11 protein-coding genes are annotated in these 15,220 nt (G+C 69.8%); 4 read left to right on the forward strand and 7 right to left on the reverse strand.

Features of this window, described 5'->3' with window-relative positions; genetic code table 11:
• Positions 1-84 precede the first annotated feature (84 nt).
• Positions 85-2,175 (reverse strand): ATP-dependent helicase, encoded by a 2,091-nt coding sequence (locus AC6CR5_RS11805; RefSeq protein WP_238920829.1) that lies wholly within the window; start codon positions 2,173-2,175, stop codon positions 85-87.
• Positions 2,176-2,285: 110 nt separating this feature from the next.
• Here AC6CR5_RS11805 and AC6CR5_RS11810 point away from each other — a divergent pair, with 110 nt between their 5' ends.
• Positions 2,286-3,197, forward strand: coding sequence for a DUF72 domain-containing protein (locus tag AC6CR5_RS11810; protein ID WP_498085654.1), 912 nt, complete (start codon positions 2,286-2,288; stop codon positions 3,195-3,197).
• A gap of 102 nt (positions 3,198-3,299) precedes the next feature.
• Here the strand turns inward: AC6CR5_RS11810 and pdxR are convergent, their stop codons facing one another.
• Complete coding sequence (gene pdxR, locus AC6CR5_RS11815; protein ID WP_353630597.1) at positions 3,300-4,829, reverse strand: MocR-like pyridoxine biosynthesis transcription factor PdxR; 1,530 nt, start codon at positions 4,827-4,829, stop codon at positions 3,300-3,302.
• A 95-nt stretch (positions 4,830-4,924) separates the two neighbouring features.
• Here pdxR and gabT point away from each other — a divergent pair, with 95 nt between their 5' ends.
• The 3 genes from gabT to AC6CR5_RS11830 all read left to right on the forward strand — a co-directional run bounded on the left by gabT (position 4,925) and on the right by AC6CR5_RS11830 (position 8,835).
• On the forward strand, positions 4,925-6,187 hold the full coding sequence (gabT, locus tag AC6CR5_RS11820) for a 4-aminobutyrate--2-oxoglutarate transaminase (protein WP_006387755.1): 1,263 nt from the start codon (positions 4,925-4,927) through the stop codon (positions 6,185-6,187).
• A gap of 123 nt (positions 6,188-6,310) precedes the next feature.
• Positions 6,311-7,780, forward strand: coding sequence for an NAD-dependent succinate-semialdehyde dehydrogenase (locus AC6CR5_RS11825; protein ID WP_026384648.1), 1,470 nt, complete (start codon positions 6,311-6,313; stop codon positions 7,778-7,780).
• 200 nt (positions 7,781-7,980) lie between these two features.
• Positions 7,981-8,835, forward strand: a complete 855-nt coding sequence (locus tag AC6CR5_RS11830; RefSeq protein ID WP_498085655.1) for an inositol monophosphatase family protein — start codon at positions 7,981-7,983, stop codon at positions 8,833-8,835.
• Between the two features lie 171 nt (positions 8,836-9,006).
• Here the strand turns inward: AC6CR5_RS11830 and AC6CR5_RS11835 are convergent, their stop codons facing one another.
• From AC6CR5_RS11835 to AC6CR5_RS11855, 5 genes are all read right to left on the reverse strand, one after another.
• Positions 9,007-9,834 carry an NAD-dependent protein deacetylase gene (locus AC6CR5_RS11835; RefSeq protein WP_020928824.1) on the reverse strand — a complete coding sequence of 276 codons (828 nt, stop codon included), beginning with the start codon at positions 9,832-9,834 and terminating at the stop codon, positions 9,007-9,009.
• 91 nt (positions 9,835-9,925) lie between these two features.
• Positions 9,926-10,873 carry a serine O-acetyltransferase EpsC gene (gene epsC, locus AC6CR5_RS11840; RefSeq protein WP_006387751.1) on the reverse strand — a complete coding sequence of 316 codons (948 nt, stop codon included), beginning with the start codon at positions 10,871-10,873 and terminating at the stop codon, positions 9,926-9,928.
• Between the two features lie 183 nt (positions 10,874-11,056).
• Positions 11,057-12,109, reverse strand: a complete 1,053-nt coding sequence (gene galE, locus AC6CR5_RS11845; RefSeq protein WP_498085656.1) for a UDP-glucose 4-epimerase GalE — start codon at positions 12,107-12,109, stop codon at positions 11,057-11,059.
• 12 nt (positions 12,110-12,121) lie between these two features.
• Entirely contained in the window at positions 12,122-13,795 is a 1,674-nt protein-coding gene (pgi, locus tag AC6CR5_RS11850) for a glucose-6-phosphate isomerase (RefSeq protein ID WP_498085657.1), read from the reverse strand.
• 13 nt (positions 13,796-13,808) lie between these two features.
• Complete coding sequence (locus tag AC6CR5_RS11855) at positions 13,809-15,212, reverse strand: phosphomannomutase/phosphoglucomutase (protein WP_006387748.1); 1,404 nt, start codon at positions 15,210-15,212, stop codon at positions 13,809-13,811.
• Positions 15,213-15,220 lie beyond the last annotated feature (8 nt).

Here is a 15,220-nt window from a genome sequence, read left to right on the forward strand (position 1 = left end):
TATCCAACGTATCGGCCGATGATAGCCCACCGGCGCCGCCGCGCGGCGGCGTCCGCGCGGGGTCCGCGCCCCGGCGAACGCGCCCTACGCGAACAGGTTGCGCACGCGCCTGGCCACGTCCACGCTCGGCGCCTGCGGCGCCTTGGCCTCGCGCGCGGGCAGGTCGGGCGGCTTGGGCAGGTGGTCGAACAGCGGCAGCATGGCGTTGGTGATGTAACGGGTGCGCGAGCCGTAGACGTGGCGGTCGCCCATGCCGGTCTGCTGGTGCACGTAGAAGCGCTGCGGCACGATCAGCTGCAGGCGTTCCTTGGCGCGCGTCATGGCCACGTACAGCAGACGCCTTTCTTCCTCGATCTCTTCGGCGCTGCCGGTGCTCATGTCGGACGGGATACAGCCGTCGACCACGTTCAGCACGTAGACCGCCTTCCATTCCTGGCCCTTGGCCGAGTGGATGGTGGACAGGATCATGTAGTCCTCGTCGCGCGATGGCGCGCCGGATTCGTCGCTGGTGGCGTCGGGCGGGTCCAGCGTCAGCTCGGTCAGGAAGCGCTCGCGCGACGGGTAGCCGGCGGCGATGCGCGCCAGCTGGTCCAGGTCGGTCTTGCGCACCCGCGCATCGTCGTACAGCCGTTCAAGCTGGCCGGCGTACCAGCGCAGCGCCAGGTCGACGTCGACCGGCCAGCGCAGGCTTGGGTCGGCCAGCGCCGCGTAGGTGTCGGCGAACGCGCCCCACTCCACCTGCGCCGCCGCCCCCGGCTTGAATTCGCGCAGCGCGCGCAGCGGTTCGGCCGATTGCGTCATGGCGTCCATCAGCTTGGCGGCGGTGGCCGGACCGATGCCGGGCAGCAGTTGCGCCACGCGGAACCCCGCCATGCGCCCGCGCGGGTTCTCGGCCCAGCGCAGCAGCGACAGCAGGTCCTTGACGTGCGCCGCTTCCAGAAAGCGCAGGCCGCCGAACTTGACGAAGGGGATGTTGCGGCGGGTCAGCTCCAGTTCGAGCGCGGCGCTGTGGCTGGAGGTGCGGAACAGCGCCGCCTGCGACTTGAGCGTGGCGCCGCCCTCGCGCTGCGCCAGCACCTGGTCGGCCACCCAGCGGGCCTGGCCGGCCTCGTCGCTGACGGTGACCAGCTCGGGCAACTGCGACGACTGCCGGTCGCTCCAGAGATCCTTGGCGTAGCGTTCGGCGGCCAGGCCGATGACGGCGTTGGAGGCGTTCAGGATGGGCTGGGTCGAGCGGTAGTTGCGGTCCAGCGTGATGACGCGGGCCGGCTGCGGGAACTGGGCCGGGAAATCGAGGATGTTGCGCACCGTGGCGGCGCGGAACGAATAGATCGACTGGGCGTCGTCGCCCACCACGGTCAGGCCGCGGCCGTCGGGTTTCATGGCCAGCAGGATGGCGGCCTGCAGGCGGTTGGTGTCCTGGTATTCGTCCACCAGCACGTGGTCGAAGCGGGCGCCGACGTCGGCGGCGATGGCCGCGTCGCCCATCATCTCGGCCCAGTACAGCAGCAGGTCGTCGTAGTCGAGCACCTGCTGGTCCTGCTTGGCGGCGACGTAGGCGCGGAACAGGTTCTTGAGCTCGTCCTCCCATTGCGCGCACCACGGGAAGGTGCCGTGCAGCACGTCGGCCACCGGCGTCTGGCTGTTGACCACGCGCGAGTAGATCGCCAGGCAGGTGCCCTTGAGCGGAAAGCGCGACTTGGTGGCGGACAGGCCGAGCTCGTGCCGCACCATGCCCATCAGGTCCTCGGCGTCGCCGCGGTCGTGGATGGTGAAGGCCTCGGACAGGCCGATGCGCTGGGCGCAGTCGCGCAGCAGGCGCGCGCCGATGGCGTGGAAGGTGCCGGCCCACGGCAGCGACGGCGCCTGCTGGGTGCCGCGCAGGTTCATGACCCGCTGCAGCACGCTGCCGACGCGGCGCTCCATTTCCTGGGCGGCGCGGCGCGAGAAGGTCAACAGCAGCATGCGCTGCGGATCGGCGCCGTTCAGGATCAGGTGGGCGACGCGATGCGCCAGGGTGTTGGTCTTGCCCGAGCCGGCGCCGGCGATCACCAGCAGCGGGCCGTCGTCGCCCGCGCCGCCGACGCCGAATTCGGCGGCCTCGCGCTGGGCGGGGTTGAGGTCGGCCAGGGGATCGGGACGGCTGGACGGGTGGGCGGAATTCTGGTCGGACATGGGGCGTGGAATGGTCGGCGGCGGGCGCGGTCGGCGCGGCCCGACACCTGGGGATATATCCAGGTATCATAACCGCATCGCCCCCCGCTCCCGCTACCGCCGTTTTCCCCATGCGCCTGCTTGCCGGCACCGCTTCCTGGACCGACCCCACGCTGCTGGCGTGCGGCCGCTTCTACCCGCGCGAGGCGCACGACGCCCAATCGCGGCTGCGCTTCTACGCCACCCGCTTCGGGCTGGCCGAGGTCGATTCCAGCTACTACGCCCTGCCCAGCGCCGAGACCGCCTACCTGTGGGCGCAGCGCACGCCCGACGATTTCGTCTTCAACATCAAGGCCTACCGCCTTTTCACCGGCCACCAGACGCCGCTGGCGGCCCTGCCCCCCGACATCCGCCGCGAGCTGGCCGACTGGCCCGAGCCGGTCATCTACCACCACGCCATGCCGGACGACCTGCGCGATGAACTCTGGCGCCGCTACACGCTGGCGCTGGAACCCTTGCGCATGGCCGGCAAGCTGGGCGCGGTGCACTTCCAGTTCCCGCCCTGGCTGCGGCGCGGGGCGCGCGGCGAGGCGCTGGTGGCCGAATGCGCGCGGCGCCTGCCGGAGCACCTGCTGTCGGTCGAATTCCGCCACCGCAGCTGGTTCGACTCCTCCGAGGCCACGGCTGCAACGCTGGCGCTAGAGCGCGAGCTGGGCCTGGTGCACACCGTGGTGGACGCGCCGCAGGGCTTCGACAACAGCGTGCCGGCGGTCTGGGAATGCAGCCACCCCGAGCTGACGCTGCTGCGGCTGCATGGCCGCAACGTCGCCACCTGGAACGCCGGCGGCGCCGCCTCGTCAGGGCGCTTCCAATATGAGTATTCGGAGGCCGAGCTGGCCGAACTGGCGCGCCGCTTCCAGGAACTGGCGCAACGGAGCGCGCAGGCGCATGCGGTGTTCAACACCAACTTCGAGGACCAGGGCATGCGCAACGCCGCGGCCTTCGCGGCGGCGCTGGGCGGCGGACAGGACCGCCGGGGCTGAGGCCCTCGCGCCGTGTGGTCGCGGCGCGCAGGCTGCAAGCGCCGGCAGCCCGCCACCGGCTTTCAAGGCCCGTGCGGCGGCGCCGGCCTTCAACGCCGGCAGTCAGGCCGGCTGCGCCACCAGCGCGGGCGCCGCGGGCGTCATGCGCGCCACTTCGGCCAGGCTTTCCAGCAGCACCTCGAACTTGCGCGCGATGTCGTGCTCCGGCACGCAGGCATAGCCCAGCAGCAGGCCGGGCCGGCGGCCTTCGGCGCCGACGTAGTAGCGCGACAGCGCGCGCGTCAGCACGCCCTTGCGCCGCGCCACCTCGACCACCCGCAGGTCGTCCAGGTGCGGCGGCAGCGTCAGCACCAGGTGCAGGCCGGCCAGGCTGGCGTCGCGGTGCAGCCAGTCGGGCCCCAGGCGCCGTTCGATCAGGTTGACCAGCATGGCGCGGCGCCGCCCGTACAACATGCGCATGCGGCGGATGTGGGCGGCGTAGTGGCCCTCGGCGATGAAGGTGGCCAGCGCCGCGTGCGTCATCAGGTGGCCTTCGCGGTAGAGCTCGGCGTGGGCCGCCTGGAACGCCGCGGTCAAGGTCTTGGGCAGCACCAGGTAGCCGACCCGCAGCCCCGGGTACAGCGTCTTGCTGAAGGTGCCCATGTAGATCACGGGCGCGTCCGGCTCCAGCCCCAGCAGCGAGGCGATCGGCCGGCCCGAGAAGCGAAATTCGCTGTCGTAGTCGTCCTCGATGATCCAGCTGCCATGGCGCCGCGCCACCGCCAGCAACTGCCGGCGCCGCGCCAGCGACATCACCGGCCCCAGCGGATATTGGTGCGACGGGGTCACGAAGATGAAGCGCGGCGGCGCCATGCCGGGCGCCAGGTCGGCGTCCGGCAGCCGCATGCCTTCCTCGTCCACCGGCAGGTGCACCGTGTGCAGGCCGTTGGCCTGCAGCACCGTGCGCGCGCCCCAGTAGCCCGGGTCCTCGACCCAGGCGGTCTCGCCCGCCTCGCCCAGGATGCGGGTGGCCAGGTCGATGGCCTGGTGCGAGCCTTCGGTGATGAGGATCTGGTCGGGATCGCAGTCGATCGAGCGCGTCAGCGCCAGGTGCTGCGCCAGCGCCTCGCGCAGGGCCGGCAGGCCGCCGCCATAGGCGTAGGTGAGCAGGTCGGGGGTGGGGTTGCGCCACAGCGCGGAAAAGATGCGGCCGAACTTCTTGTGCGGAAATTCGGTCAGGTCGGGCACGCCCGGCATGAAGGCGCCCCACTGGTAGGGCGAGGCCGACACGCCGTCGACGATGGCGGCGCCGCGCGCCGACAGCGCCGGACGCGGTTGCGGCACCGGCGCGCGGCGCGACTGGCGGCCGCTGGCCAGATAGGAGTCGGGCTGCGAGGCATTGACGAAGGTGCCGTTGCCCTGCAGGCTGCGGGTGTAGCCTTCGGCCAGCAACTGGCCATAGACGTGCACCACGGTATTGCGGGCGATGCCGAGTTCGGCGGCCAGGTCGCGCGAGGCGGGCAGGCGCGAGTCGGCGGCGATGGATCCATCCAGGATGGCTTCGCGGATGCCGTGGTACAGGCGCTTGTTCATCGGCCCGCCGGCGGCATCGGCCAGGCGCAGTTGCAGCAAGTCTCCAACGATGGACCGCAATTGGTTCTACCTGATTTATAAAAGTGGTTCCCACCAATGGGGCCATAGTAGCATTAAAGTAAGGCTTTACCGCCCACTTGCCATCCGAGGCTGAGATGAAGAATCAGGACCTGAATACCCGCCGTTCCCTGGCCACGCCGCGCGGCGTCGGCGTCATGTGTGATTTCTACGCCGTGCGCGCCGAGAACGCCACGCTGTGGGATGCCGACGGCAAGGAATACATCGATTTCGCGGGCGGCATCGCGGTGCTGAACACCGGCCACCTGCACCCCAAGATCAAGGCCGCCGTCAGCGCCCAGCTCGACAACTTCACCCACACGGCCTACCAGATCGTGCCGTACGAAGGCTATGTGTCGCTGGCCGAGCGCATCAACCGCCTGGCCCCGATCGACGGCCTGAAGAAGTCGGCCTTCTTCACCACCGGCGTCGAAGCCGTCGAAAACGCCGTCAAGATCGCGCGCTCGGCCACCGGCCGTTCGGGCGTCATCGCCTTCTCGGGCTCGTTCCACGGCCGCACCATGCTGGGCATGGCGCTGACCGGCAAGGTCGCCCCCTACAAGCTGTCGTTCGGCCCGATGCCGGGCGACATCTACCACGTGCCGTTCCCCAACGGCACCCAGTCCATCACCGTGGCCGACTCGCTCAAGGCGCTGGACCTGCTGTTCAAGGTCGACATCGATCCCAAGCGCGTCGCCGCGATCATCATCGAGCCGGTGCAGGGCGAAGGCGGCTTCAACATCACCCCGCCCGAACTGATGACGGCGCTGCGCAAGATCTGCGACGAGCACGGCATCCTGCTGATCGCCGACGAAGTGCAGACCGGCTTCGGCCGCACCGGCAAGCTGTTCGCCATGGAGCACCATTCGGTGCAGGCCGACCTGATCACCATGGCCAAGAGCCTGGGCGGCGGCTTCCCGATCTCGGGCGTGGTCGGCCGCGCCGACGTCATGGACGGCCCGGCCGCCGGCGGGCTGGGCGGCACCTACGCCGGCAACCCGCTGGCGGTGGCCGCGGCCCACGCCGTGCTGGACGTGATCGCCGAGGAAAAGCTGTGCGAACGCGCGGTGCAACTGGGCGACAAGCTGCGCGCCCGCCTCGAGGGCCTGCGCGCCAAGGTGCCGGGCATCGCCGACGTGCGCGGCCTGGGTTCGATGGTGGCGCTGGAACTGAACGACGCCAACGGCAAGCCCGACGCCGAGGCGGTCAAGAAGGTGCAGGCCCGCGCCATCGCGCAAGGCCTGATCTTGCTAAGCTGCGGCGTGTACGGCAACGTCCTGCGCTTCCTGTACCCCTTGACCATTCCCGACGCCCAGTTCGACCGCGCGCTGGACATCCTGGCCGAGTCGCTGGCCGCTTAAGCGCCAATCCGATCATCCGGTTTTCCGGCCGTCGGGCACGGCGATTGCGGGCGTAGCGGATTTCCGCTGCGCCCGCGTCAGTTCCGCCCCGGCGGCCGCGTTCCTATATAGGAGACTATTGCAATGACGTCATTGACCCATCCCCTGTCGCGCCCCGAACTGCTGCGCGACGCCTGCTACATCGACGGCAAGTGGGTATCCGCCGGCAACGGTCCGTCCATCCCCGTGGACAACCCCTCCACCGGCAAGACCATCGTGTCGGTGCCCAAGCTGGGCCGCAAGGAGACCGAGCAGGCCATCGCCAGCGCCCAGGCCGCCCTGCCCGCCTGGAGCGCCAAGACCGGCAAGGAACGCGCCGCGATCCTGCTGAAGTGGGCCCAGCTGATGATGCAGAACCAGCAGGACCTGGCCGCCATCATGACCTCGGAACAGGGCAAGCCCGTGACCGAGGCCGCCGGCGAAATCGCCTACGCCGCCTCGTTCCTGGAATGGTTCGCCGAGGAAGCCAAGCGCATCGACGGCGACGTGCTGCAAAGCCCCAAGGCCGGCCAGCGCCTGCTGGCCCTGAAGCAGCCGATCGGCGTCACCGCCGCCATCACGCCGTGGAACTTCCCCGCCGCCATGATCACCCGCAAGGTCGGCCCGGCCCTGGCCGCCGGCTGCACCATGGTGGTCAAGCCCGCCCAGCAGACGCCGCTGACCGCGCTGGCGCTGGCGGTGCTGGCCGAAGAGGCCGGCGTGCCGGCCGGCGTGTTCCACGTCATCACCGGCAGCTCGCGCGAGATCGGCGCGGCGCTGTGCGAAAGCGACGTGGTGCGCAAGCTGAGCTTCACCGGTTCGACCGAAGTCGGCCGCACGCTGATGGAGCAATGCGCCCCCACCATCAAGAAGCTGTCGCTGGAACTGGGCGGCAACGCGCCCTTCATCGTGTTCGACGACGCCGACCTGGACCGCGCGGTCGACGGCATCCTGGCCTCCAAGTACCGCAACGCCGGCCAGACCTGCGTTTGCGCCAACCGCATCTACGTGCAGGCCGGCGTGTACGAGGAAATCGCCAAGCGCCTGGTGGCCAAGGTCAACGCCATGAAGGTCGGCGACGGCTTCGAGGACGGCGTGACGCAAGGTCCGCTGATCGATACCAACGCCATCGAGAAGGTGCAGGAACACATCGCCGACGCCACCGCGCACGGCGCCAAGGTCATCGCCGGCGGCAAGCCGCATGCGCTGGGCGGCACGTTCTTCGAGCCCACCGTGGTGCGCGACGTGACCCAGTCGATGCGCTTCGCGACCGAGGAAACCTTCGGCCCGGTGGCGCCGCTGTTCCGCTTCGAGTCCGAGGAAGAAGTCATCGGCATGGCCAACGACACCATCTTCGGCCTGGCCGCCTACTTCTTCACCCGCGACTACGCCCGCATCTGGCGCGTGTCCGAGGCGCTGGAATACGGCATCGTCGGCATCAACACCGGCCTGATCTCCAACGAAGTCGGCCCCTTCGGCGGCGTCAAGCAGTCCGGCCTGGGCCGCGAAGGCTCCAAGTACGGCATCGAGGAATACCTCGAGATCAAGTACCTCTGCGTTGACCTGGGCGCCTGAGCGCGTCCTGCCTCCCCCGGGCGCCCGCCCGGGGGGGAAGATAAACGGGGCTCCGGTCCCGTTTATCCCCAGGAATTGTGGACAACCTGGCAGATAACTCCTGCACAGGTGGAAAATTCCCTTTGAGTTCATGCGGTTATAAATCGCGATCAAATGCCGCCCAGGCGTGATAGATTTGCGCGTTCCCTGGACGAGCGACCATGAGCAGAACTTTTACCCGTGAGGACACCCGCAAGCTGGCCGGCATTTTGGCCGAGGCCGCGCAGGCGGAGGTCATGCCGCGTTTTCGCAACCTGCCCGAGGGCAGCGTGCGCGACAAGAGCTCGCCGCGCGACCTGGTCACCGATGCCGACGAGGCCGCCGAGCGCCTGATCGCCGCGCGCCTGGCCAGGCTGCACCCGGGCGCGGTGCTGATCGGCGAGGAAGCCTCGACCCGCAACCCGGCCCTGCTGAACATGCTGGTCGACGCCGACCTGGCGTTCCTGATCGATCCCATCGACGGCACCCGCAACTACGTTGCCGGCCTGCCGCTGTTCGGCATGATGATCGCGGCCTGTCATCGCGGCGACGTGATCGCCGGCGTGATCTACGACCCGGTCAACCGCGACAGCGCGCTGGCCGTGCGTGGCGAAGGCGCCTGGATGGAATACGAGAACGGCAAGCAGGCGCCGCTGGCCGTGGCCAGCCCCGCGCCGCCCGAGGACATGGACGGCCTGATCTCGACCGGCGCCCTGCCCGAGCCGCTGCGCACCACCGTCAACGGCAACCTGTCGCGCCTGGGCAGCACCGCCAGCCTGCGCTGCGCCGCCCACGAATACCGCATGCTGGCGGCCGGCCACAGCCACGTCGCCCTGTACAACCAGCTGACTGCCTGGGACCACGCGGCCGGCTGGCTGCTGCACCGCGAGGCCGGCGGCTACGCGGCGCGCTTCGACGGCTCGCCCTACAAGCCCACCCACCGCAGCGGCGGGCTGCTGTACGCCCCCGACGCGGGCAGCTGGCATGCCGCGCGCAAGGTGCTGCTGGGCGACGCGATTGCCGACGCCGAGGCTTGACAATCCCCGCCAACACACCGGGAAATCCTTGCAAAATGGGGGTAATCCCTAGGAATTATCCACAGTATCTGTGGACAACCCTATGGAAAGGTCTGTAACGGCACAAAAAAATCCTTACAGGGCGGGTACTTGGTTAAACCGGTCAAAAACCGGCCGCCACCCCGTCCCCTTCTAGGGGGCTGTCAGCGCCTCCAGGGCCATGGCGCTGGGCAGCTCGACCTTCAGCGTCAGCAGGTTGTCGGCCCGCGTGCGGCCCAGGTTGATGGCGGCGATCGGCATGCCGTTGCGCGAGGCCGCCGTGACGAAGCGGTAGCCCGAATAGACCATCAGCGACGAGCCCACCACCAGCACCGCGTCGGCCGCCATCAGGCCGGCGTTGGCGCGGTCGACCCGCTCGCGCGGCACGGTCTCGCCGAAGAACACCACGTCGGGCTTGACGATGCCGCCGCAGACCGGACAGGGCGGCACCTGGAACGAAGCGAAGTCCACGCCATCCAGGTCGGCATCGCCATCGGGCGCGTCGTCGGCCTCGAAGGCGATCCAGCCGGGGTTGCGCTGGTGCAGCGTTTGCTGCCAGCCATCGCGATGGCCGCGCCAGTCGCAGTTCATGCAGCGCACCTGGTCGAGCCGGCCATGCAGGTCGACCACGTCGCGGCTGCCCGCGGCTTCATGCAGCCCGTCGACATTCTGCGTCACCAGGATCGACACCCGGCCGCGCTGCTGCAATTGCGCCAGCGCGCGGTGCGAGGCGTTGGGCTGCACCTGGCCGAAGCGGCGCCAACCGACCATGCTGCGGGCCCAGTAGCGGGCGCGCGCGTATTCGCCGCCCATGAAGGTCTGCAGCGTCATCGGCGGCGAACGCTTCCATTCGCCGTCGGTGTCACGGTAGTCGGGGATGCCGGAATCGGTGCTGACGCCCGCCCCGGTCAGCACGAACAGCCGCGGGTGGCGGTCGACGAAGCCGCGCAGCGCGGCCAGATCCGAAACACGTGTGTCCATCCAGGCTCCCGTAGCGAATCCCGGACGCCAGCGCCGCCCGGGCGAGAAGCGGGCGGCGCCAGGGCCGCCCAGCCGAAACGCGGACGCCGTCTCAGCCGCCCAGGCCGCAGTCCGGCATGTCGCTGACCAGGCTGGCCTGGGTGACGTTGCTGCCCGGCGGCACGCTGCGCGTAAGCCAGACGTTGCCGCCGATGGTCGAGCCCTTGCCGATGGTGACGCGCCCCAGGATGGTGGCGCCCGCGTAGATCACCACATCATCTTCGATCAGCGGGTGGCGCGCCAGGCCTTTCTTGAGTTCGCCGTTCTCGCCCGGCGGGAAGCGCTTGGCGCCCAGCGTGACCATCTGGTAGAGCCGCACGCGGTCGCCGATGATGGCGGTTTCGCCGATCACCACGCCGGTGCCGTGGTCGATGAAGAAGCTGCGGCCGATGGTGGCGCCCGGGTGGATGTCGATGCCGGTGTCGGCGTGGGCGATCTCGGCCACGATGCGGGCCAGCATCGGCACGCCCAGGCGGTACAGCACGTTGGCCAGGCGGTGATGGATCATGGCCGCCACGCCCGGATAGCACAGCAGCACCTCGTCGACGCTGTGCGCGGCCGGGTCGCCCTGATAGGCGGCGGTCACGTCCAGGTCGAGCGCGGCGCGCACCCGCGGCAATTCGGCGCCGAACTGGCGCACGATGTCGATGGCCCGCTGCTGCGAAACGGCCTGCTGCGCCGGATCGTCGCGGCCGACGTATTGCAGTTCCAGGTTGACCTGGTGCAGCAGCGCATCGAGCGCCGCGCCGATGGTGTGGCCGACGTAGAAGTCCTCGACTTCCTCGCGCAGGTCGATGGGCCCGAGCCGCATCGGGAACAAGGCGCCACAGAGGTCCTTGATGATCTGTCGCAGGGCTTCCTGCGACGGAAACTCGCGCAGACCGGCGTCTTCGCGCAGGCGGCCGCGTGGGCCGCGCCAGGCCACGCGCGCCTGGCGCAGGCCCGAGACGATGCTGTCCAGGTTCCAGTGGGCGGTGGGAAGGTAGGCCGGGCCGCTCATTGGAACAGCCCCGGCAGGATGCCGGCCGGGCCGGCGGACGGAAGGGAATCGAGCATGACAGTGCCTCGGTGACGGTGCATCGCGCGTGACGGCGGGGCCGCGCGGCGATGCTGCTTCGCAATATTTCCGTCAACTGTAACCGCTCGGCCCGCTTCGCGGAACCCATCCGACACGCCGTTGGGGTTATGGCGCGGGCGGCTCGGCCTCATAGCCGTGCGGGTTGCCCTGCTGCCAGCGCCAGCCATCGGCGCACATGGCCTCGACCCCGCGGGTGCTGCGCCAGCCCAGCAGCGACGCCGCCAGCGCGGGATCCGCCCACATCCGCTCGATGTCGCCGGCCCGGCGCGGCGCCTTGCGCAACGGGATGCGGCGCTGGCTGACCCGCTCGAAGGCGCGCACCAGTTCCAGCACGCTGGTGCCCTGCCCCGTGCCCAGGTTGACCGCCACGAAGCCCGCGTGATCGGCGGCATAGGCCAGCGCCTGCACGTGGCCCTGCGCCAGGTCCATGACGTGCAGGTAATCGCGCACGCCGGTGCCGTCCTCGGTGGCGTAGTCATCGCCGAACACGTTCAGGAACGGCTGGCGCCCCACCGCCACCTGGGTGATGTAGGGAAACAGGTTGTTGGGCACGTCGCGCGGGCTTTCGCCGATCTGGCCGCTGGGATGGGCGCCGATCGGGTTGAAGTAGCGCAGCGTCACCGCGCCGAACGCCGGCTCGGCGGCGCACAGGTCGCGCAGCATCTGTTCGACCATCAGCTTGCTGCGGCCGTAGGGGTTGGCCGGCGCCAGCGGATGCGCCTCGGTGAACGGCAGCGCGCGCGGCTCGCCATAGACGGTGGCCGACGAGCTGAACACCAGCCGCGTCACGCCCTCCTCGCGCATGGCGCGCAACAGCGCCACCGAGCCGGACACGTTGGTGTCGTAGTACTTGAGCGGATCGGCCACCGATTCGCCGACCGCCTTGCAGCCGGCCAGGTGCAGCACCGCCCGCACCGGATCGCCGCGCCGCGCCTCGCGCGCCAGCAGCGCCTGCACCAGCCCGGTCTGGCGGATGTCGCCCTCGACCAGCGGGATCGACGCGCCGCACAGGCGCTCGACCCGCCGCACCGCCTCCGGGCTGCCGTTGCTGAAGTTGTCCAGCACCAGCGGCCGCTGGCCCGCCGCCAGCATCGCCACCAGGGTGTGGGCGCCGATGTAGCCGGCGCCGCCGGTGACCAGCACGCGCATGTCCGTCATGCCGCTCTCCGTTCAAAGATGCGCCGCCACGCCCGGCACCCAGGCATGGCGCGGGCGCGGCGCCTGGGCGTGGCCGCGGTAGCGGTCGATCCAGTACGAGGTCGACGCGTCGTGGCCCCAGTCGACCACGCCGGCCGACACCGGCACCGCCAGCTCGCGCTCGATGCCGGTGGCCAGCCGCTTGCCCAGTTCCACGCCCCACTGGTCGAAGGGGTTGACGCCCCATACCACGCTCTGCACGAACACTTTGTGCTCATACAGCGCCAACAACGCGCCCAAGCCGCGCGGATCGAGCTGGCGCAGCACGATCAGGGTCGAGGGCCGCCCGCCCGGATGCACCATGTGGTGCGCCAGGCTCAAGGCCTTGTCGGGATCATCGACCTGGGCCACGTCCAGCAGCGCCTGTTCCAGGCTCTTGCCGCGCAGCAGCGCCTGGCGCTGCGCCAGGCAGTTGGCCAGCAGCATGCGATGGGCGTCGGGACTGTCCGGATGGCCCTGCAGGCTGGCGATGAAATCGACCGGCGCGCCCTGCGCGCTCTGGTGCAGCCACTGGAAGAAGGTGTGCTGGCCGTCGGTGCCGGGCATGCCCCAGATGATCGGCGCGGTGGGCACGTCGACCTCGGCGCCATCGCCGCCGACGCGCTTGCCCAGCGATTCCATTTCCAGCTGCTGCAGATAGGTCACCAGGTGCAGCAAGCGCGCGCTGTAGGCGGCGATGTTGAGCGAACCGTGACCCAGCACGCTGCAATTGACCAGTCCGGCCAGCGCCAGCTGCACCGGCGCATTGGCCGCCAGGGGCGCCTGCTGGAAATGCTGGTCCATGGCTTCGGCGCCGGCGCGCATGCCGATCAGCACGTCGACCCCCACGGTCAGGGCGATCGACAGGCCCGCCACCGACCAGACGGAATAGCGCCCGCCGACCCAATCGCACATGTGAAACACCTGGCTCGACGGCACGCCCAGGGCGCGCGCGGCCGGCACGTTGGCGGTGACCGCCGCCAGGTGCGTGGACGGGTCGGCCACCCCGCCCTGCTTGAGCCAGGCAATGGCGGCGCGGGCGTTGTGCAGCGTTTCGGCGGTGGTGAAGGACTTGGACGACACCACCACCAGGCAGCGGCGCGGGTCCAGCCCGGCCACCGCGTCATGGAAGGCGTGGCCGTCGATGTTGGAGACGAAACGGATCTGGCGCCGCTGCCCCGGGCCGCCGAAGGCCTGGATCGCCAGGCGCGGCCCCCAGTCGCTGCCGCCGATGCCCACGTGCAACACCGAGGAAAAATCGGCGGTCTGGTCGATGCGCCGCACGAAATCCGCCATGCGCGAGTACTCGCACACCGAATCCTGGTCCTGCCCGTCCGGCTGTTCGCGCGTGCGGCCGGCCCGCAGCGCGGTGTGCCAGGCCGGCTTGCCCTCGGTCCAGTTGACCGGCCCGCCGGAGAACAATGCCTGCCGCGCCGCGTCCAGTCCGCGGGCGCGCAGCAGGGCCGCGGCGGCCGTGTCCAACGCGGCGGACTGCCGCTGCATGGTCAGGTCCACGCACAGGCCGGCCGCCTCGATCACCTTCAGCGCCGCCGCGTCGAGCGCGGCGCCGCGCGCCGCCTGCGCGAACGCCTGCCATTCGGGGCTGGCGGCCAGGCTGTCCACCTCGGTCCCGGCCCGGGCCTCTCTCGCAAAATTCGCCTTTCCCATCGCGTGATGCTCCTTAGAACGGTAAACGGATATGAGGCGCAACGCGCCGGAACGCATTGCGGAAGTCCTCCTCGATACGGGCCAGGGCGGCCACGGAGTCTCCTTCGAAACGCAGCACCACCGTCGGCGTGGTGTTGGACGGCCGCGCCAGGCCGAAGCCGTCGGCGTAGTCGACACGCACCCCGTCCAGGTCGTTGATGGACAGCGCGCCGGGAAACGTCCCGCCTTCGCGCAAGGCCGTCACCAGTTCGAACTGTTCGCCTTCGGTGGTTTCCAGCTTGATTTCCGGGGTGGCGCAGGATTGCGGCAGGCTCTCCAGCAGCGCCGAGGGATTGGGCGCGGCCGACAGGATCTCCAGCAGCCGCGCGGCGGCGTAGATGCCGTCGTCAAAGCCGTACCAGCGTTCCTTGAAAAACACGTGGCCGCTCATTTCGCCGGCCAGCAGCGCGCCGGTCTCGCGCATCTTGGCCTTGATCAGCGAGTGTCCCGTCTTCCACATGGTGGCCTTGCCGCCGGCCTCGACGATGGCGCGCGCCACATGGCGGCTGCACTTGACGTCGTAGAGGATCTCCGCGCCCGGATTGCGCGCCAGCACGTCGCGCGCGAACAGGATCAGTTGCCGGTCGGGCCAGATGATCTGGCCCGACTTGGTGACCACGCCCAGCCGGTCGCCGTCGCCATCGAACGCCAGCCCCACTTCGCAATCCGAGTAGCGCAGGCAATAGATCAGGTCCTGCAGGTTCTGCGGATCGGCGGGGTCCGGATGATGTCCGGGAAAGGACCCGTCCACCTCGCAGAACAATTCCGTGACCTCGCAGCCCAGCGCGCGGAACAACGCGGGCGCCACCGCGCCGGCCACGCCGCTGCCGCAATCGATGGCGATCTTCATCGGCCGCGCCATGCGGATGTCGCCGACCAGCCGCGCCGCGTAGCATGGCTGGATCTGCATCTGGGTGCGGCCGCCGGCGACGCTGGCCGATTCAATCGGCAGGCGCATCGCGTCGCGCAGCGCGGTGATGCCCTCGCCATACAGCGAGGCGCCGTCCAGCACGATCTTGAAGCCGTTGTGGGTCGGCGGATTGTGGCTGCCGGTGACGGCGATGCCCGCGCCGGTATCCATCAGGCGGGTGGCGAAGTACACCATGGGCGTGGTCGCCATGCCGATGTCGATGACGTGCAGCCCGGCCGAGCGCAGCCCGGCCTGCAGCGCCGCCGCCAGCTCCACGCTGCTCAGGCGACCGTCGCGTCCGACCACCATGGCGCGCGCGCCCAGCTCCAGCGCCCGCGCGCCCGCCGCCATGCCCAGGCTGTGGGCGAAGCGCGCGTCGATTTCATCGGGCACGGTGCCGCGTATGTCGTATGCCTTGAAGACCGCATCCAGGATCTGCGGGGTTTCCCAGCCAAACGTTCCATGCATGCCAGTTC

The sequence above is a fragment of the Achromobacter sp. EG18 genome (assembly GCF_059759395.1).

Coding starts and splice junctions, on each gene's coding strand:
- AC6CR5_RS11805 (WP_238920829.1), bottom strand. CDS start 2,175: ATGTCCGACCAGAATTCCGCCCACCCGTCCAGCCGTCCCGATCCCCTG.
- AC6CR5_RS11810 (WP_498085654.1), top strand. CDS start 2,286: ATGCGCCTGCTTGCCGGCACCGCTTCCTGGACCGACCCCACGCTGCTG.
- gabT (WP_006387755.1), top strand. CDS start 4,925: ATGAAGAATCAGGACCTGAATACCCGCCGTTCCCTGGCCACGCCGCGC.
- AC6CR5_RS11825 (WP_026384648.1), top strand. CDS start 6,311: ATGACGTCATTGACCCATCCCCTGTCGCGCCCCGAACTGCTGCGCGAC.
- AC6CR5_RS11830 (WP_498085655.1), top strand. CDS start 7,981: ATGAGCAGAACTTTTACCCGTGAGGACACCCGCAAGCTGGCCGGCATT.
- AC6CR5_RS11835 (WP_020928824.1), bottom strand. CDS start 9,834: ATGGACACACGTGTTTCGGATCTGGCCGCGCTGCGCGGCTTCGTCGAC.
- epsC (WP_006387751.1), bottom strand. CDS start 10,873: ATGAGCGGCCCGGCCTACCTTCCCACCGCCCACTGGAACCTGGACAGC.
- galE (WP_498085656.1), bottom strand. CDS start 12,109: ATGACGGACATGCGCGTGCTGGTCACCGGCGGCGCCGGCTACATCGGC.
- pgi (WP_498085657.1), bottom strand. CDS start 13,795: ATGGGAAAGGCGAATTTTGCGAGAGAGGCCCGGGCCGGGACCGAGGTG.
- AC6CR5_RS11855 (WP_006387748.1), bottom strand. CDS start 15,212: ATGCATGGAACGTTTGGCTGGGAAACCCCGCAGATCCTGGATGCGGTC.